12 protein-coding genes, 21 tRNA genes and 1 rRNA gene are annotated in these 16,267 nt (G+C 42.8%); 30 read left to right on the plus strand and 4 right to left on the minus strand.

Annotated features, from left to right (window positions below):
* Nucleotides 1-166 precede the first annotated feature (166 nt).
* The 22 genes from rrf (at nucleotide 167) to ACQKMR_RS12460 (ending at nucleotide 2,261) form a co-directional block, all read left to right on the plus strand.
* A 5S ribosomal RNA gene (gene rrf, locus ACQKMR_RS12355) occupies nucleotides 167-282 on the plus strand.
* A 12-nt stretch (nucleotides 283-294) separates the two neighbouring features.
* A tRNA-Val gene (locus tag ACQKMR_RS12360) sits at nucleotides 295-370 on the plus strand.
* 10 nt (nucleotides 371-380) lie between these two features.
* Nucleotides 381-456 (plus strand) — tRNA-Thr (locus tag ACQKMR_RS12365).
* Nucleotides 457-475: 19 nt separating this feature from the next.
* A tRNA-Lys gene (locus ACQKMR_RS12370) sits at nucleotides 476-551 on the plus strand.
* A gap of 9 nt (nucleotides 552-560) precedes the next feature.
* Nucleotides 561-642 (plus strand) — tRNA-Leu (locus ACQKMR_RS12375).
* Between the two features lie 8 nt (nucleotides 643-650).
* Nucleotides 651-725: transfer RNA gene (locus ACQKMR_RS12380), tRNA-Gly, on the plus strand.
* 12 nt (nucleotides 726-737) lie between these two features.
* Nucleotides 738-826 (plus strand) — tRNA-Leu (locus tag ACQKMR_RS12385).
* Between the two features lie 9 nt (nucleotides 827-835).
* A tRNA-Arg gene (locus tag ACQKMR_RS12390) sits at nucleotides 836-912 on the plus strand.
* 10 nt (nucleotides 913-922) lie between these two features.
* Nucleotides 923-999 (plus strand) — tRNA-Pro (locus ACQKMR_RS12395).
* Nucleotides 1,000-1,016: 17 nt separating this feature from the next.
* A tRNA-Ala gene (locus ACQKMR_RS12400) sits at nucleotides 1,017-1,092 on the plus strand.
* Nucleotides 1,093-1,119: 27 nt separating this feature from the next.
* A tRNA-Met gene (locus ACQKMR_RS12405) sits at nucleotides 1,120-1,196 on the plus strand.
* Nucleotides 1,197-1,206: 10 nt separating this feature from the next.
* Nucleotides 1,207-1,283: transfer RNA gene (locus ACQKMR_RS12410), tRNA-Ile, on the plus strand.
* Between the two features lie 18 nt (nucleotides 1,284-1,301).
* Nucleotides 1,302-1,394, plus strand: a tRNA-Ser gene (locus ACQKMR_RS12415).
* A 105-nt stretch (nucleotides 1,395-1,499) separates the two neighbouring features.
* Nucleotides 1,500-1,573 (plus strand) — tRNA-Met (locus ACQKMR_RS12420).
* Nucleotides 1,574-1,579: 6 nt separating this feature from the next.
* Nucleotides 1,580-1,655, plus strand: a tRNA-Asp gene (locus ACQKMR_RS12425).
* A 22-nt stretch (nucleotides 1,656-1,677) separates the two neighbouring features.
* A tRNA-Phe gene (locus ACQKMR_RS12430) sits at nucleotides 1,678-1,753 on the plus strand.
* A 17-nt stretch (nucleotides 1,754-1,770) separates the two neighbouring features.
* Nucleotides 1,771-1,846: transfer RNA gene (locus tag ACQKMR_RS12435), tRNA-His, on the plus strand.
* A gap of 4 nt (nucleotides 1,847-1,850) precedes the next feature.
* Nucleotides 1,851-1,924 (plus strand) — tRNA-Gly (locus ACQKMR_RS12440).
* A gap of 6 nt (nucleotides 1,925-1,930) precedes the next feature.
* Nucleotides 1,931-2,007, plus strand: a tRNA-Ile gene (locus ACQKMR_RS12445).
* A 12-nt stretch (nucleotides 2,008-2,019) separates the two neighbouring features.
* A tRNA-Asn gene (locus ACQKMR_RS12450) sits at nucleotides 2,020-2,094 on the plus strand.
* Nucleotide 2,095: 1 nt separating this feature from the next.
* Nucleotides 2,096-2,186, plus strand: a tRNA-Ser gene (locus ACQKMR_RS12455).
* A 3-nt stretch (nucleotides 2,187-2,189) separates the two neighbouring features.
* Nucleotides 2,190-2,261, plus strand: a tRNA-Glu gene (locus ACQKMR_RS12460).
* 40 nt (nucleotides 2,262-2,301) lie between these two features.
* Here the strand turns inward: ACQKMR_RS12460 and ACQKMR_RS12465 are convergent.
* Nucleotides 2,302-3,051: a TraR/DksA C4-type zinc finger protein gene (locus tag ACQKMR_RS12465; protein ID WP_427697567.1), complete on the minus strand. Its 750-nt coding sequence runs from the start codon at nucleotides 3,049-3,051 to the stop codon at nucleotides 2,302-2,304.
* 148 nt (nucleotides 3,052-3,199) lie between these two features.
* On the minus strand, nucleotides 3,200-4,120 hold the full coding sequence (locus ACQKMR_RS12470; protein ID WP_427697568.1) for a 1,4-dihydroxy-2-naphthoate polyprenyltransferase: 921 nt from the start codon (nucleotides 4,118-4,120) through the stop codon (nucleotides 3,200-3,202).
* A gap of 298 nt (nucleotides 4,121-4,418) precedes the next feature.
* Between ACQKMR_RS12470 and ACQKMR_RS12475 the strand changes: the two genes are divergently transcribed.
* From ACQKMR_RS12475 to ACQKMR_RS12505, 7 genes are all read left to right on the plus strand, one after another.
* Nucleotides 4,419-5,828 (plus strand): isochorismate synthase, encoded by a 1,410-nt coding sequence (locus tag ACQKMR_RS12475; RefSeq protein ID WP_427697569.1) that lies wholly within the window; start codon nucleotides 4,419-4,421, stop codon nucleotides 5,826-5,828.
* Nucleotides 5,821-7,572 (plus strand): 2-succinyl-5-enolpyruvyl-6-hydroxy-3-cyclohexene-1-carboxylic-acid synthase, encoded by a 1,752-nt coding sequence (menD, locus tag ACQKMR_RS12480; RefSeq protein WP_427697570.1) that lies wholly within the window; start codon nucleotides 5,821-5,823, stop codon nucleotides 7,570-7,572. The genes ACQKMR_RS12475 and menD overlap by 8 nt, the downstream gene beginning before the upstream one ends.
* Nucleotides 7,569-8,378, plus strand: a complete 810-nt coding sequence (gene menH, locus ACQKMR_RS12485; protein WP_427697571.1) for a 2-succinyl-6-hydroxy-2,4-cyclohexadiene-1-carboxylate synthase — start codon at nucleotides 7,569-7,571, stop codon at nucleotides 8,376-8,378. The genes menD and menH overlap by 4 nt, the downstream gene beginning before the upstream one ends.
* Nucleotides 8,379-8,391: 13 nt before the next feature.
* Nucleotides 8,392-9,210, plus strand: a complete 819-nt coding sequence (menB, locus tag ACQKMR_RS12490; RefSeq protein WP_056521242.1) for a 1,4-dihydroxy-2-naphthoyl-CoA synthase — start codon at nucleotides 8,392-8,394, stop codon at nucleotides 9,208-9,210.
* 88 nt (nucleotides 9,211-9,298) lie between these two features.
* Nucleotides 9,299-10,780 carry an o-succinylbenzoate--CoA ligase gene (locus ACQKMR_RS12495; protein WP_427697682.1) on the plus strand — a complete coding sequence of 494 codons (1,482 nt, stop codon included), beginning with the start codon at nucleotides 9,299-9,301 and terminating at the stop codon, nucleotides 10,778-10,780.
* Nucleotides 10,777-11,880 carry an o-succinylbenzoate synthase gene (gene menC / locus ACQKMR_RS12500; protein ID WP_427697572.1) on the plus strand — a complete coding sequence of 368 codons (1,104 nt, stop codon included), beginning with the start codon at nucleotides 10,777-10,779 and terminating at the stop codon, nucleotides 11,878-11,880. Before ACQKMR_RS12495 ends, menC begins: the two co-directional genes overlap by 4 nt.
* A gap of 621 nt (nucleotides 11,881-12,501) precedes the next feature.
* Nucleotides 12,502-12,648: a hypothetical protein gene (locus tag ACQKMR_RS12505; protein WP_157443825.1), complete on the plus strand. Its 147-nt coding sequence runs from the start codon at nucleotides 12,502-12,504 to the stop codon at nucleotides 12,646-12,648.
* A gap of 51 nt (nucleotides 12,649-12,699) precedes the next feature.
* On the opposite strand, the gene ACQKMR_RS12510 is transcribed toward ACQKMR_RS12505, so the two are convergent.
* Both ACQKMR_RS12510 and ACQKMR_RS12515 read right to left on the minus strand, forming a co-directional pair.
* The gene (locus tag ACQKMR_RS12510) at nucleotides 12,700-13,395 is read right to left on the minus strand and encodes a response regulator (RefSeq protein WP_427697573.1); all 696 of its coding nucleotides are present in this window, start codon (nucleotides 13,393-13,395) and stop codon (nucleotides 12,700-12,702) included.
* Nucleotides 13,388-14,998: an ATP-binding protein gene (locus tag ACQKMR_RS12515; RefSeq protein ID WP_427697574.1), complete on the minus strand. Its 1,611-nt coding sequence runs from the start codon at nucleotides 14,996-14,998 to the stop codon at nucleotides 13,388-13,390. The genes ACQKMR_RS12510 and ACQKMR_RS12515 overlap by 8 nt, the downstream gene beginning before the upstream one ends.
* A 141-nt stretch (nucleotides 14,999-15,139) precedes the next feature.
* Between ACQKMR_RS12515 and ACQKMR_RS12520 the strand changes: the two genes are divergently transcribed.
* Nucleotides 15,140-16,204: a DctP family TRAP transporter solute-binding subunit gene (locus ACQKMR_RS12520; protein ID WP_427697575.1), complete on the plus strand. Its 1,065-nt coding sequence runs from the start codon at nucleotides 15,140-15,142 to the stop codon at nucleotides 16,202-16,204.
* Nucleotides 16,205-16,267: the final 63 nt, after the last annotated feature.

A 16,267-nucleotide genomic window follows, 5' to 3' on the forward strand; every position in this document is an offset into this window, starting at 1 on the left:
GGCGACATGTGGAGCTGACTGATACTAATAGATCGAGGACTTAACCATAGCTTTAAAAAAATGAAATACCTTCTTATTATCTAGTTTTGAAGGAATGAAAATTTCTTCTTGCATTTTTTCAAAAAGACGTTATAATAATATATGTCTTAAAAAAATGTAAACATTGTTTGGTGGCGATAGCGAAGAGGTCACACCCGTTCCCATTCCGAACACGGCAGTTAAGCTCTTCAGCGCCGATGGTAGTTGGGGGTTTCCCCCTGTGAGAGTAGGACGCCGCCAAGCAGTTACACATATGGAGGATTAGCTCAGCTGGGAGAGCATCTGCCTTACAAGCAGAGGGTCGGCGGTTCGATCCCGTCATCCTCCACCATTTTACACCTGCCGGTGTAGCTCAACTGGTAGAGCAACTGACTTGTAATCAGTAGGTTGGGGGTTCAAGTCCTCTTGCCGGCACCATCTTTTAAATTAAACGTACGAGCCATTAGCTCAGTTGGTAGAGCATCTGACTTTTAATCAGAGGGTCGAAGGTTCGAATCCTTCATGGCTCACCATTATATTATGCGGGTGTGGCGGAATTGGCAGACGCACCAGACTTAGGATCTGGCGCCGCAAGGCGTGGGGGTTCAAGTCCCTTCACCCGCATCTTTCATGCGGAAGTAGTTCAGTGGTAGAATACAACCTTGCCAAGGTTGGGGTCGCGGGTTCGAATCCCGTCTTCCGCTCCACTTTTCGTATGTGCCGGGGTGGCGGAACTGGCAGACGCACAGGACTTAAAATCCTGCGGTAGGTGACTACCGTACCGGTTCGATTCCGGTCCTCGGCACCATCTTAATATGCGCCCGTAGCTCAATTGGATAGAGCATCTGACTACGAATCAGAAGGTTGTAGGTTCGACTCCCGCCGGGCGCACCATGTTTTTTTGCGGGAAGTAGCTCAGCTTGGTAGAGCACTTGGTTTGGGACCAAGGGGTCGCAGGTTCGAATCCTGTCTTCCCGACCACGTGATTACTAATGAATGGGGCCTTAGCTCAGCTGGGAGAGCGCCTGCCTTGCACGCAGGAGGTCAGCGGTTCGATCCCGCTAGGCTCCACCATTTTTCATCAAAAACTTATATTATATTGGCGGTGTAGCTCAGCTGGCTAGAGCGTACGGTTCATACCCGTGAGGTCGGGGGTTCGATCCCCTCCGCCGCTACCAATAAATATAAGGACCTTTAGCTCAGCTGGTTAGAGCAGACGGCTCATAACCGTCCGGTCGTAGGTTCGAGTCCTACAAGGTCCACCATGTAATTTTTTTAGCCACGGAGGTATACCCAAGTTCGGCTGAAGGGATCGGTCTTGAAAACCGACAGGGGAGTCAAATCCCGCGGGGGTTCGAATCCCTCTACCTCCTCCATTTCTTTTAAAAGCAGCAAGTTGTTTTTAAACAACCTTTACATAGAGGAAGCGGAAAAAACAATATACACGAAAACTTGATGCAAAATCGTTTTATTATTACCGTCGCGGGGTGGAGCAGTCCGGTAGCTCGTCGGGCTCATAACCCGAAGGTCGCAGGTTCAAATCCTGTCCCCGCAATTATTAGGTCCCGTGGTGTAGCGGTTAACATGCCTGCCTGTCACGCAGGAGATCGCGGGTTCGATTCCCGTCGGGACCGCCATTTTAAAATTAAATACTTATGTGGCTCAGTAGCTCAGTCGGTAGAGCAAAGGACTGAAAATCCTTGTGTCGGCGGTTCGATTCCGTCCTGAGCCACCATTATTTCAAAAATTACGGCGATTGTGGCGAAGTGGTTAACGCACCTGATTGTGGTTCAGGCATTCGTGGGTTCGATTCCCATCAGTCGCCCCATTTCGCGGGTGTAGTTTAGTGGTAAAACCTCAGCCTTCCAAGCTGATGATGAGGGTTCGATTCCCTTCACCCGCTCCAATTTATGGGCCTATAGCTCAGCTGGTTAGAGCGCACGCCTGATAAGCGTGAGGTCGATGGTTCGAGTCCATTTAGGCCCACCATATTCATATTGTTCCGCAGTAGCTCAGTGGTAGAGCATTCGGCTGTTAACCGAACGGTCGTAGGTTCGAGTCCTACCTGCGGAGCCATGGGGAAGTACTCAAGAGGCTGAAGAGGCGCCCCTGCTAAGGGTGTAGGTCGCGTGAGCGGCGCGAGGGTTCAAATCCCTCCTTCTCCGCCATTTGGCCCGTTGGTCAAGCGGTTAAGACACCGCCCTTTCACGGCGGTAACACGGGTTCGAATCCCGTACGGGTCATAAAAAAGAAGCATACATCCTGTATGCTTCTTTTTTTTATTTATTTCTCTTCATTGGTATAACTATCTTTCTGTTTATAAGGAATGTCTCCAAGCTGAGATTCAGCATTTTCTTCATCTAATGTATCTTCATATTCTTTTTGCCTTTTATTCATGATACCCCTTATATTTTTTCCTTCGATATCATTTGCTACAAATCCTTCATAGTCTTCAGGGAATCCATCGGTTTCATCTTCTGTTTTATAAAGATTATTATAGCTGTCATGATCGCCCGTGTAATCCGCAGGTGTTTCAGATGTACCAAATTTGGCTACTTCGCCAAAGCTATCTTCTTTATCTACTATTTCACTTCCATGACGGTTTTCAAAATTATCTCCCTTTGATGGAATCAGTACATCTTCTTCAACTGGTCGATCTTGTGTAGTCGGTCGTTCTGGAGCGTGCTCGACACAGTAGAGAGTGGTAGGTACAGCTTCTAGCCGTTCAAAAGGGATTTCTGTATCACAGGTTTTACAATGGCCATAGGAGCCTCCTTCTATCGCATTCAATGCTTCCTCGACTTTTTCCATTTCAGATTGTGCATGCTCATCTAGTGCCTGGTTTCTTTCCATTTCGAATAATTCGGTTCCTAGGTCTGCGGGATGATTGTCATAGGAGGATAATTCCCCTACAGATTCTGTCTGACTTTTATTTAGAAGTGATTGTTCATCATTTCTGAGCCTATTATTAAGTTCTTTTTTTTCTATAAGTAGTTCTTTTTTTAAATGTTGCGTTTGTTGTTTGGTTACCATGTTTATTTCACTCCTTCGAAAGTCTATATCTCATTTGAGTAATGGTTGGATGGTTGTCTTATCTTTTACCCGAATCGGAGGGGAGGGAAACAAATTGAATAAGAAGCAGAAAAAAGGACTAAGTCAAAATCGACTCAGTCCTTGGAGATTAAATAAGATAGCTGATGAATAATCCAATGGCCATAAGCAGGCCGAAGAAGGTGTTCGTTTGGGCCGTGGCTTTCATCGCAGGTACCATCGTAATAGGTGACGTTTTACCGACGAAGCCTTTGATTGCTGCCAAGGCTTTCGGAATGCTTAGGAAGGCAAGCAAAATCCATGCTGTAACGCTTCCAGCTAGGACTAATCCTACTAGCCATAGGTAAGAGAAGGCAAACATAATCGCCATAAATGTTAAGGCATTTTTTCTGCCCATTACTACAGGCATCGTTTTACGGCCGTGTGCCTTATCTCCGTCATGATCACGGAGGTTATTGGATAAATTTATTAACCCGACTAAAATTCCGCTTGGTATAGCAATTAAGATAGCTGTGGTAGAAACAAAACCAGTTTGAATGAAATAGGCAATCAAGATTATCAAAAAGCCCATAAACAATCCAGAAAAAAGTTCTCCAAATGGTGTGTATGAAATAGGCAGTGGACCGCCAGTGTAAAGGTAGCCGACAAGCATACAGACCAGGCCTACCGCAGCAAGCCACCAAGATGATGCTGCACAGATATAGATTCCAAGTATCAGTGCGATGCCATACATACTAAGAGCTAAAGTCATGATGAGCTTTGGAGTCATGCCATGACGGACAATGCCACCACCGATGCCAACAGATTCTTCCGTATCCAATCCTCTCTTGAAATCATAGTATTCATTAAATAAGTTCGTTGCAGCTTGGATCAGGATACTTGCAAGCATCATGGCTGCAAATAGTAGCCAATTTACGCCATCTTCTAAAAGTGCAATCACTGTTCCTAGTAGGACTGGAACAAAAGCTGCGGTAAGTGTATGTGGACGAATTAACTCCCACCAAATTTTCCAGGTTCGTTTAAGGGGAAGGTCGTCGTATTCTGTTTGCATTATTTCTCTCCTCAAAATCATTATTAGTTCTCTTGAAATTATATCAAATATTGAAATCGTTCACAAAAGGTTATCCTATTTAGTGTAGGAAAAGTGGCAGGGAGTGTCAATCGTATTTCATATGCGATCACTTCCAATATCAAGGATATTCTACTTCATTCGCTAAGAATCATATAATAAGGAAAAAAGCAGTCATGAATCGTTTGATAAAGGGGCGTTTTATTGACATTGGGTTGAAGAGAGGTGTATCTTTAAATAGGTTAAAAAGCTTTTAAAATGTACATTTGGGGGGATTTTTTTGGCTATCTCAGAAGAAACTGAACAGTTTCAGGGACTGGCTTCAGCTATACAAAAGGCAAAGGACTTGAATGGTCAAGTTCTATTCAGTCATATTAAGAAAATAAATTGTAACAATCCCCTTTCATTTTATCAAGCTGGAAGAGAACGGTATGCGGGTGAACGCTTTTTCTGGGAGGACCCTGCAAAAGAAATAACCATTACTGGTTTAGGCAACGTTAAGAAACTCCAAGCGGCATCAAATGCCGACCGTTATAGAGAAGTCGAAATGAGCTGGATCAAACTGCAGAATACTGCTGTCAAAACAGGAGTGACCGATGTAGAAGCAACTGGTCCTGTACTGTTTGGGGGCTTTTCTTTTGATTATGAAACTAACAGTACACTCCTTTGGAATCAGTTCGGGGACAATCTGTTTTATATACCTGCCTTTATGCTATCGCTAGTGGGGGAGCAAGCTTACTTAACGACAAACCTACTTTGTTCGCCGGATGATTCAGAAAAACTCTTCATAGATATGATAAATGAACGGGAATCTTTCCTTATCGAAAGCTTGAATGGCACCGAATTGAGTGCCAATACTCTTGTTAAGCAGAAGGAAGTCAAACCTAAGGAATGGAAGCAGACGGTTGCAGAGGCTGTTGAGGAAATCAAGTCAACAGATCTCGACAAGATTGTTCTGGCAAGGGAGCTGCGCCTTGTGTTTGAGCGTTCCATTGATTCAGAGAAAGTACTCGAGCAATTGATTGCTGAGCAGCCATTAAGCTATATTTTCAGTTTGGAAGCGGGCGGTGACTGTTTCGTAGGTGCCACTCCTGAGCGTTTAATAAAGAAGCAGGGTAATGAAGTCTTTTCTACCTGTCTCGCGGGTTCGATGGGACGGGGGAAAACTGAAGAAGAGGATGCTTGTCTTGGTGATGAACTGCTTCATGACCAAAAGAATTTACAAGAGCATCAATACGTCGTATCGATGATATCAAATGCGTTTGAGGCGGTATGTGAAAAGGTAATCGTTCCGACTGAACCGAAATTAATGAAAAACCGTCATATTCAGCATCTGTATACACCGGTCCGTGGAATTTGCAATGAGGGTGTCACGATTTTTGAGTTTGTAGAAAATCTGCATCCAACACCTGCTATGGGCGGGCTTCCGAAAGAAGAAGCTGTCGCCCGTATTCGAGAAATAGAGGGTCTTGAACGCGGCTTTTATGCGGGACCATTAGGCTGGGTGGATACCTATGGGAACGGGGAATTTGCAGTTGGGATTCGTTCCGCTCTACTACAGGATAATGAGGCATCGCTTTTTGCAGGGTGCGGCGTAGTGGAAGATTCGACACCTGAAAGTGAATTCCAGGAAACGGGGATTAAATTTAATCCAATGCTAAGTGCTTTAGGAGGAAATCTTAATGAATGACCGAGATGCATTGACAGCGTATGCTGCTTCATTTGTCGATGAGCTGGCACAAAATAAGATGAAGCATGTGGTGGTAAGTCCAGGTTCACGATCCACACCGCTAGCTTTGCTGCTGGTAGAACATCCTGATATCGAAGTTCATATTAATGTGGATGAGCGTTCGGCTGCTTTTTTTGCCCTTGGTTTGGCTAAGGCATTAAAAGAACCTGTTGGACTTCTTTGTACGTCTGGTACAGCTGCTGCTAACTTCTACCCAGCTGTCATTGAGGCTTACTATTCAAGGGTGCCACTGATCGTGCTGACCGCTGATCGTCCGCATGAGTTGCGTGATGTCGGGGCTCCACAGGCCATTGATCAAATTCATCTGTACGGAAGGCAAGTGAAGTGGTTTATCGAAATGGCGCTTCCGGAAAGTACCGATGAAATGATGCGATATGCGAGAACAATCGGTGCAAGGGCAGTATCAACAGCGGCAACTGAGCCAGCTGGACCAGTACATTTGAACTTCCCGCTTCGTGAACCACTTATTCCAAATCTGGAACAAGCTAAGGAATATAGGCAAAATAAAATGACACCGGCTGTGATGATTGAAAATGGTGCACTATCACTGTCTGATTCACAAATAGAGGCACTGGCAACTACTTTGTCACAAGCGAAACAAGGAATGATCGTGTGTGGAGAATTACGGCATCCAAAGATGAAGGAAGCAATTGTAGCTTTAGCTAAGAAGCTTGCTTTCCCGATACTAGCTGACCCTCTTTCGCAGCTAAGAAGTGGCAAACACGATAAAGACGGTATTATTGATACCTACGATACATTTCTACGTGATGAAGCGGCCAAGGAAGCTTTCCGGCCGGATGTAGTGTTGCGTTTCGGTTCTATGCCGGTATCAAAACCTTTATTGTTATTCATGAAAAAACAAAAACAGGCAATTACTTTGGTCGTTGATGGCGGTGCAGGGTGGCGTGAACCAGCAGGACTGGCAACCAACATGATTTACTGCGAAGAAAAAGATTTTTGCCAACGTGTATGTGAACAAATTCCGAATGCTACTGAGAAAAACTGGCTTGGTTTGTGGCAAACTGTCAATGGAGCAACGAAGAATGCCTTATCTTCCATCCGTGATGAAGCGGAGTTAAGTGAAGGAAAGCTGTTCTCGCTGATACAGGACATGATGCCAATAGAATCGACGTTATTCGTCGGAAATAGTATGCCAATACGGGATCTGGACACATTCTTTTTGAATAATGAAAAAGGAATCAAAACCTTTGCAAATCGGGGAGCGAACGGAATTGATGGTGTAGTTTCTACTGCGCTGGGCGTAAGCACCGTTTCAGAAAATACAGTACTCGCAATCGGGGATTTAAGCTTTTTCCATGATATGAACGGATTGCTTGCGGCTAAGCTGCAAAAGCAAAATATCACAATTTTGCTGGTTAATAATGACGGCGGCGGTATTTTCTCTTTCCTTCCACAGGCAAATGATAGGGAACACTTCGAAACGCTATTCGGCACTCCTCACGGGCTTGATTTTTCCCATACAGCAAAGCTTTACGGTGGGAAATACAGCAAGGTGCAAAATTGGAATGAACTTAGGCAGGTATTTACGGGGTCGTTTGAAATCCAAGGCTTGAAAATCATCGAAGTACCGACCGAAAGGGAGTCCAATTTGCAAAAGCATCGAAATTTGTGGAGTTTTGTTTCCCAGGAAATAAAAATGGTGTTAGACAGAGAAATACCATGAAAATTGTCTGCAGAGATGTCACTTATTCTGTTGAAATAGCGGGAAATGGAGAACCTCTTGTACTTTTGCATGGATTTACGGGAAATCGAGATACGTGGAAATTTCTCATCCCGCTTTTGCGTGAAAGATTTACCTTGATTTTGGTCGATATTATCGGTCATGGAGGGACTGCATCACCAGCCGATTATCGTCGGTATGAGATGGAGGAAGTGGTTGAGGATCTTAAGCATATATTGGATCAGTTAAATTTCCCGAAAACCCATATCCTTGGATATTCTATGGGAGGGAGGCTTGCTTTGGGCTTCGCCTGTTTGTATCCTGAGTATGTAAAGACATTGATGTTAGAAAGCGCTTCACCTGGACTTTTAACAGAAGAGGAGCGGGAAATCCGCAGATGTAATGATAAGAGGCTTGCCGGAAAGATTATTGAAAACGGTATCGAAGCATTTGTCGAACAGTGGGGAAATATCCCTCTGTTTAAAAGTCAAAAAAAATTATCATCTAAAACCCAGGCAGCGATTCGGCGGCAGCGTTTGGAGAATACACCTTCCGGCCTTTCCAATAGCCTTTTAGGAATGGGAACCGGCAGTCAGGCATCCTATTGGGAAGAACTAGAATTTCTTGATTTTCCAGTGCTTCTTGTTACTGGGGAACTCGATCCCAAGTTTTGTCGAATTGCGGACTCGATGCACAAAATGCTGAAACAGGCTGAATGGAAAATAATTAATGATGCCGGACATGCGATTCATGTGGAAGATGGAGAAAAGTTTGGTAAAATAATAAGTGAGTTTTTAATGCAAAATTAAAGGAGGATTTTAGATGACAATACAATGGGAAACAATACGTGAGTATGATGAAATCTTATATGAAAAATATAATGGGATAGCGAAAGTGTCTATCAACCGTCCACATGTACATAATGCATTCACGCCAAAAACGACTGCTGAGATGATTGATGCATTCGCAAGAGCGCGTGATGATTCTAGCATCGGAGTTATTATTTTAACGGGTGTAGGCGGCAAAGCATTCTGTTCAGGCGGGGACCAAAAAGTACGCGGAAACGGTGGATATGTCGGCGAAGATAATATTCCGCGTCTAAACGTACTTGATTTGCAACGCTTGATCCGTGTGATTCCGAAACCAGTTGTAGCTATGGTTGCAGGTTATGCAATTGGTGGCGGTAATGTATTGAATGTGGTATGTGACTTAACAATTGCAGCTGACAATGCAGTCTTTGGACAAACCGGACCAAACGTAGGAAGCTTTGATGCTGGTTATGGTTCAGGTTACTTAGCACGTATCGTAGGTCATAAGAAAGCACGTGAAATTTGGTACCTATGTCGTCAATACAATGCTCAAGAAGCATTGGATATGGGACTAGTTAACACGGTTGTTCCTTTAGACCAATTAGAAGCAGAAACAGTTAAATGGTGTGAAGAAATGCTTGAGAAGAGCCCAACTGCACTTCGTTTCTTAAAAGCAGCGATGAATGCGGATACAGATGGTCTTGCGGGTCTTCAACAATTGGCTGGCGATGCTACACTTTTATACTATACAACAGAAGAAGCAAAAGAAGGCCGCGATGCGTTCAAAGAAAAACGCGATCCGGACTTCGGACAATTCCCTCGTTTCCCTTAATGAAACGCGTGAATCGATAAGACAGACAGCTTGGCGGATAATCGCCGGGCTGTTTTCTATATCTAAATGTATTGGAGGGGAAGTAGCGATGGCAGAAGAAAAGTTGCCGAACTGGCTGAAAAACCGGGCACATCTATCACCAGATCGTCCGGCGATTGAATTTGAAGGGCGTTCGTATACCTTTCTTGAACTACATATTCTAACTGTTAATATGGCCGGTAAGCTAGCGAACAAAGGTGTGAAGGCTGGCGAATCATGCGCTGTTTTACTCCGGAATCATATTGATAGTGTCGTCGTGATTCATGCGCTCTTTTATCTGGGTGTAAAGATCGTGATGCTGAATAATAAGTTAACGGCAAAAGAACTGTCCTGGCAGATCGAGGATAGCGAGGCAGTACGTCTGATATCGGATGATTCCTTCTCTGCCAAACTATCCGATATTCGTGACATTCTCACGGATTTCCAGGTTCTTTTAAAGGAAGAATTACCCGAAGAAGGCACTGCAGAAATTCTCAATGAGTTTAATCTTGAAGATACAGCTACGATTATGTATACATCGGGTACAACGGGTAATCCAAAGGGTGTAATACAAACATTCGGCAACCACTGGTGGAGTGCGGTTGGTTCTATGTTGAATCTTGGACTGAGAGAAGAAGATTCATGGTATTGTTCGGTCCCAATTTTTCATATTAGCGGGCTGTCTATTTTGATGAAAAATGTGATTTATGGTATGAAGGTCGTGTTGGTAGAGAAGTTTGATGAACGAGAAGCGAACCGGAGCATTCAGGGAAATGGCGTGACGATTATTTCGGTCGTGACAACGATGCTGAATAGGATGTTGCATGATTTAGGAAAGACAAGCTATCCAGAAACATTCCGCTGTATGCTGTTAGGCGGCGGCCCGGCACCAGTTCATTTGCTTGAAATATGTAAGGAAAAAGGGATACCTGTCTATCAGACGTATGGGATGACTGAAACGTCTTCGCAGATTGTGACACTTGCACCCGAATATAGCATGACAAAAATCGGGTCGGCGGGGAAACCTTTGTTTCCATCTCAGTTACGGATAGAAAAGGACGGCAAGACCTGTGAACCTGGAGTAGCAGGTGAAATTGTGGTTTCAGGCCCGAATGTGACGAAAGGCTATTTCAAGCGGTTGGATGCGACACAGCAAGCGATTACTGAGGGATGGCTTTATACTGGGGATCTTGGTTATCTTGATGAAGAAGGCTTTTTGTATGTGCTTGACCGACGCACCGATTTAATTATCTCCGGTGGCGAAAATGTCTATCCAGCTGAAATTGAAAATGTCCTAAGTACGCACCCGGCTGTTTTCGAGGCGGGAGTCACGGGCACAGACGATGAAAAATGGGGGCAGGTACCACTCGCGTTTGTTGTCTTACATCAAGGAGCAGAGTTGAAAGAGACCGAGCTTTTGAAATATTGCCGGGACTTCTTGGCTTCTTATAAAATTCCTCAGAACGTGATTTTTTGTGAAGAGCTTCCCCGGAATGGTGCGAGTAAGCTGCTGCGAAGGGAATTGAAGAAGAGATTGGGGGAACAACGATGAAGTTATCATCCATCTCATTACGGCTCATTAAGGCACCTTTAAAGCAGCCGTTTAAGACGCACCTCGAGATGGTAAGCGAACGCGAAGTGATTGTTATCGAAGCCAAAGATCAAGATGGGCTAATCGGGTACGGTGAAGCGGTGCCGTTTACAAGTCCTTGGTACACCGAGGAAACGGTCAAAACCTGCTTTCATATGTTGGAGGATTTCTTAATTCCTTTAACATTAGCTGGTCAGTTTAAGCACCCTAATGAACTCCCAAGCCTTTGGAGCGGATTAAGAAGGAATGCAATGGCGAAGTCAGCTCTAGATCAGGCGATTTGGGATTTATATGCGAAGCAGAAGGGATTCTATCTCGGACGGTTGTTTGGAGGGGAACGGAGCGAAGTTGCGGCTGGTGTTGTCGTTGCATCGGATAATATCAGTGATGCAATGCGTCAGATTGACGATTTTTCCGCATTCGGTTATCAGCGGTATAAAATAAAAATCAATCCTAAAAATGACTTGGAGTTTTTATCAGAAATTCGGAGCACCTATCCAGATATTCCGATAATGGCGGATGCCAATTCGGCGTACAAGCTTGAAAACACTTCGCACCTGCAAAAGCTTGATGCGTTCAAGTTGATGATGATTGAGCAACCACTAGGGCATGACGACATTGTCGAACATTCTATTTTGCAAAAGCAGCTGCAGACGCCAATTTGTCTTGATGAAAGCATCAATTCCTATCAAGATGCGAAAAGTGCACTGTTACTCGAGAGCTGCGGGGTTATTACAATTAAGATGGCCAAAGTAGGCGGCTGGTCGGAAGCGGTCAAAATCCATGATCTATGCGTGGAAAAAAACGTGCCCGTTTGGTGCGGAGGCATGATCGAATTTGGCATATCACGAGCTCATAATATCGCGCTGGCCACATTAAAAGGCTTTACAATTCCGGGGGACATATCGTCATCGTCCCGCTATTGGGAAGAGGATATTATTGAACCGGAAGTCATCGTCGAAAATGGCGTCATTCAGGTTCCAGAAAAAGCAGGAATCGGTTTTACCATAAATGAAAAGCGATTAAATGAATTGACGACCTATAGTAAGCTGTACCGGTAAAACGACAAAGAGGTGCAATTCGCACCTCTTTTTGAATGTACTTTTAGTTCGTAAAGCCATCGGTCTTCAATATTCCTAAAGATATTTGGATAACAAGCGAGGAGCTAGATGCATATAAGATAGGAAAAGAATGACGAGAGACAGGTTAATAAATATGTTTGCTTTTTACTGTCTAATAATGCATTTCTAGCACTTGTCTTTGTAAATCCAAATGCATTTTCTTAATATTCATATCGCCAAGATTGGGGTGTATCTTTTGAAGCCAATTAAAATATGACTTGAATAATAGATTGTTCATAATGATTAATATGTCCAACATCATCAAAATTGTCCCCACAAATTGTACCTCTATCCGCTTGAACGATTCCTGTGTGTGTTTAACAAATAAAAATAGTATTCCATTGAAATCCACCCTTTAATAAACATTATCAATCGTATGGAATTTTTTGGTTTTTACTCTATCCATCCTATTCCTCTATATAAAACGATTCATTAAACGGATACGTTTTTCAAAAATCATATTTTTTTCGAAAAATGGGGCTTTGTCTATTTTTTCTTTATTGGATTATTTTGTATAATAGAGAAAAGTGAAACAACTAAGGAATAGGGAGGGGAGAGAATATGAAAAAGCCATACCTTATTGCAGAAATTCTATTAAGAAGAGGTGTTCCGGATTTTGTCATTAAAGAAGTTACAGCATTAGCGGAGTGTGAATTGTTTCTCTTGAAGAGAAAGTGGGGCATATATAACAGAACAACGGGAGCGTAGGTTAAGAAGGTAAAAGGGAACCGCTATGGTTCTAGTCGGTCCCCATATGTTCTAAGATTTTTTTAGACGGTACCGATTGACTGGTCGGCCAATGCTGCCGTACTGGACATCAAGCTGAAGGACGTCTTCACCGTGTAAGTATTCTAGATAGCGCCGGGCTGTTACTCTGGCAATTCCAATTCCATCGGCCACTTCCTCCGCAGATAAAGATCCAGGCTGAGTTTTTATGAATTTTGTAACCTGCTCAAGGGTCGCACCATTTAACCCTTTAGGAACATCGTATTTCGGACTCGCTTCAGAAGATGTATTATTTTGAAAGAGAATACGGTCGAGTTGATTTTGTGAGATCTGATGGTCGGGCTCAACTTCCATACGAAAAGCAAAATATTGCTCAAGTGTATGTTTTAGTCTTTCGAATTTAAATGGTTTGATTAAATAGTCAAAAGCCCCGTTCTGAATCATTTTTCGGATCGTTTTCTGGTCATTTGCTGCAGAAATGATGATAACATCCACATCGATTTGTTCTTTTCTTATTTGATAGAGTGTATCTACCCCGTTTAAAGAAGGCATGAAGATGTCCAAAATGACAAGATCCGGTTTAGATTGCCTGATTTTTTCAAGACCTTCAAGTCCATTGGAAGCTGTATCAATGACTTTAAAGGCTTGTAGCCGCTCAGTGAATTGCTTGTTTACCTCTTGGACCATTGGGTCGTCTTCAATTAATAGTACGCGAATTTGGTTAGTCATTTTGGTTCTCCTCTATATCGTGCATGGGAAAAGAAAGAAAAAAGCTTGTTCCTTCATTAGGACGTGTTGTAAAGCTTATTTCGCCATTCGCTTTTTTTACAATTTGCTCTATAAGATAGAGACCAATTCCTGATCCTTCCGCACCTTTTGTTGTAAAACCATACTCGAATATTTCTTTGTGAATATCCTCGGGGATGCCCGATCCATTATCCTCAAGTACGATTTGGCAATGTTGTTCATCCTGATAGATGGATAGGTAAACTTGCTTTGTGTCCTCTGATAAATGTTTGAGGGCTGCAAAGGAATTTTCAATCAAGTTCCCGATAATCAATACAAAATCATGATGGTCCATATCATTTGGAAAGCGGTCCAGTTTCGTATGTTTATCCATGATGAGTTCGATTCCAAGTTCTCGCCCTAAGGAGATTTTACTCAATAGTAGCCCCACTAAATTATCATCGTGAATGTGCTTCGTTAAAAACCTGGTCAATTCCTCTTGCTCTTCTGTAATTTGAAAAATGTATTTTAGTGCATCGTCTAAATTCCCAAGTTGAATCAAACCTGCTATCGTATGAAGTTTGTTCATATGTTCATGGTTTTGAACACGCAGGGCTTCAACGAATGCTTTGACACTCGTCAATTCTTCAGCAAGCTTCGCTACATCGGTACGATCCTGAAAGATTGCCACAGCTCCGATGGTTTTATCGGCAATTTTAATAGGTACCCGGTTGCTTAGAAGGTTTCTGTTTTGAACAGAAATTTCCTGATTGAAGATAGGAGATGTCCTGTCAAGCACTTCTGGCAGGCGTGTATCACTAATAATGTCACTGATATTCTTGCCAATCACCGCACCACTAATATTGAGCATCTGCTTTGCCTTTTCATTAAAAATTGTAATGGTTTGATTATTATCTATCGCAATGACACCTTCATGCATCGCATTGAAGGCAGCCGTCCTTTCGACTAACATTCTTGAAATTTCGTGAGGCTCAAGTTGAAAGGTTTCTTTTTTTATCCGTCGGGCCATGAGCCATGAGCCACATACGCCGAACAGTAGTGTAAGTAAAAAAATAATTGCAATTTGGCCTTTCAAGTCCATGATTAATTCGGGAATTGTCGGCAATATGTTTCCGACGAGAACGACACCGATTTGTTCATTTTCCTTATCAAGGATCGGGACAAATGCACGAACTGAAATTCCAAGTTCGCCAGCCGCCTTTGATAGATATTCATGTTCAGCAAAAGCAGCGCTTTCGTCGTTGCTTTTTGATTGTGTTCCCAATTGGCTGAAAACCGGGTGGGAATAGCGAATATGCTGATTGTTCAGCACAACTATATAATCAGCTTGATGAATTTTTCTTAAGTTTTCAATCATAGGGTTTAGTTGGGTCCAACCTTCTGATTCACGGACCAATTTTTGTACTTCAGGTAGTTCGGCAATAGTATGGGCGGTAATCATGGAGCGTTTGCCAATTTCATCTTCCCTGATTGAAACGATGTTTCCAAATATAAAAATCCCGCCTATTAGAATCGAAAAAGCTACGATTATGAATGATAGCAAGGTAATCTTCCATTGAATCGGCATATGAAAGGATTTATCCATTATTTTTCCTCCATTACTTCTATACTTAATAGTAACAGAATTTCTAACTCTTTTCGCTATTTTTCGCGCATTGTATTACGACAGGAAAAAGGCTGTGATAGAATAGATATATTGTGAAGCGAGCGGTAAGGAGATGTCAGCATGCGTGCTTTTTGGGGGTACTTTGTTTTAATTGGAATAGGGTTGCTGATTGCGGTATATATGTCGTTTCAATCGTTCTTTTCTAGCTCCGATTTTGATCTACCGAGGGATGAAGAGCAGGCAGGAATTCAAGATCAAATTGTAATTAAGTTTAGTCATGTAGTCGCTGAAAATACGCCTAAGGGGCTAGCAGCGAACCGATTTGCAGACCTTGTTGATGAATATACCGATCACCGTGTCAAAATTGAAGTCTACCCTAATCAATCTTTATATAGTGATCATGAAGAAATCAATGCGTTACAGGAAAATAAGGTGCAGATGATTGCTCCGACCACATCTAAAATTACAAGTATATCGAATAAGTGGATGCTTTTGGACCTGCCCTATGTCTTTCCAACGGACGCCGCCTTACAGGAAGCATTGAATGGAGAAGTGGGAGAAGAGCTACTTGATCAGTTAAATACGATAGATATAGAAGGGCTAGCATTCTGGTCGAATAACTTCAAGCAAATTACAAGCAATAAACCCATTCGCCATCCAGAAGATTTTGCAGGGAAGAACTTCCGGATCATGCCAAGTACGGTGATTGAAAGCCAATTTCAGCATTTTGGGGCAACAACGTCTAAGCTAGAATTTAATGATACGTTCAAAAGCCTGGAAATCAATAAAACGGACAGCCAGGAAAATACGATTTCGAATATCTATTCCAAGAAACTATACGAAGTTCAAAAATATTTAACTATCAGTAATCACGGGTATTTAGGCTATGTGGTCATGGTAAATAAGCCGTTTTGGGACAAGCTTCCGGTGGACATTCAGCAACAAATTCAGCGCGCAATGGACGATACAACGAATTGGCTCTGGATCAAGTCGAATGAAATGAATCAAGCTCAGCTTCGAGAAATTGAGAAAAAATCCAATATCGACATATACACATTATCCGATGAAGAAAAAAAAGAGTGGATGGATAAAATGACGGTCATTTACCCGGAATTCGAGTACACAGTTGGGACAAAATTGATGAAGAAAATGGAAAGAATTCGTGAAAAACACTTAGAAAAATAGGGGAACTGAACTCAAAAGAATAGATTCGCCTTTTGAGTCAGGTTTTACAAAGTCATATACTTT

Source organism: Peribacillus sp. NPDC096540, from assembly GCF_050278525.1.
Classification (GTDB): Bacteria; Bacillota; Bacilli; order Bacillales; family DSM-1321; genus Peribacillus.

Coding starts and splice junctions, on each gene's coding strand:
- menH (WP_427697571.1), top strand. CDS start 7,569: ATGAAAATTGTCTGCAGAGATGTCACTTATTCTGTTGAAATAGCGGGA.
- ACQKMR_RS12495 (WP_427697682.1), top strand. CDS start 9,299: ATGGCAGAAGAAAAGTTGCCGAACTGGCTGAAAAACCGGGCACATCTA.
- ACQKMR_RS12515 (WP_427697574.1), bottom strand. CDS start 14,998: ATGGATAAATCCTTTCATATGCCGATTCAATGGAAGATTACCTTGCTA.
- ACQKMR_RS12470 (WP_427697568.1), bottom strand. CDS start 4,120: ATGCAAACAGAATACGACGACCTTCCCCTTAAACGAACCTGGAAAATT.
- ACQKMR_RS12465 (WP_427697567.1), bottom strand. CDS start 3,051: ATGGTAACCAAACAACAAACGCAACATTTAAAAAAAGAACTACTTATA.
- menD (WP_427697570.1), top strand. CDS start 5,821: ATGAATGACCGAGATGCATTGACAGCGTATGCTGCTTCATTTGTCGAT.
- ACQKMR_RS12510 (WP_427697573.1), bottom strand. CDS start 13,395: ATGACTAACCAAATTCGCGTACTATTAATTGAAGACGACCCAATGGTC.
- ACQKMR_RS12505 (WP_157443825.1), top strand. CDS start 12,502: ATGAAAAAGCCATACCTTATTGCAGAAATTCTATTAAGAAGAGGTGTT.
- menC (WP_427697572.1), top strand. CDS start 10,777: ATGAAGTTATCATCCATCTCATTACGGCTCATTAAGGCACCTTTAAAG.
- ACQKMR_RS12520 (WP_427697575.1), top strand. CDS start 15,140: ATGCGTGCTTTTTGGGGGTACTTTGTTTTAATTGGAATAGGGTTGCTG.
- menB (WP_056521242.1), top strand. CDS start 8,392: ATGACAATACAATGGGAAACAATACGTGAGTATGATGAAATCTTATAT.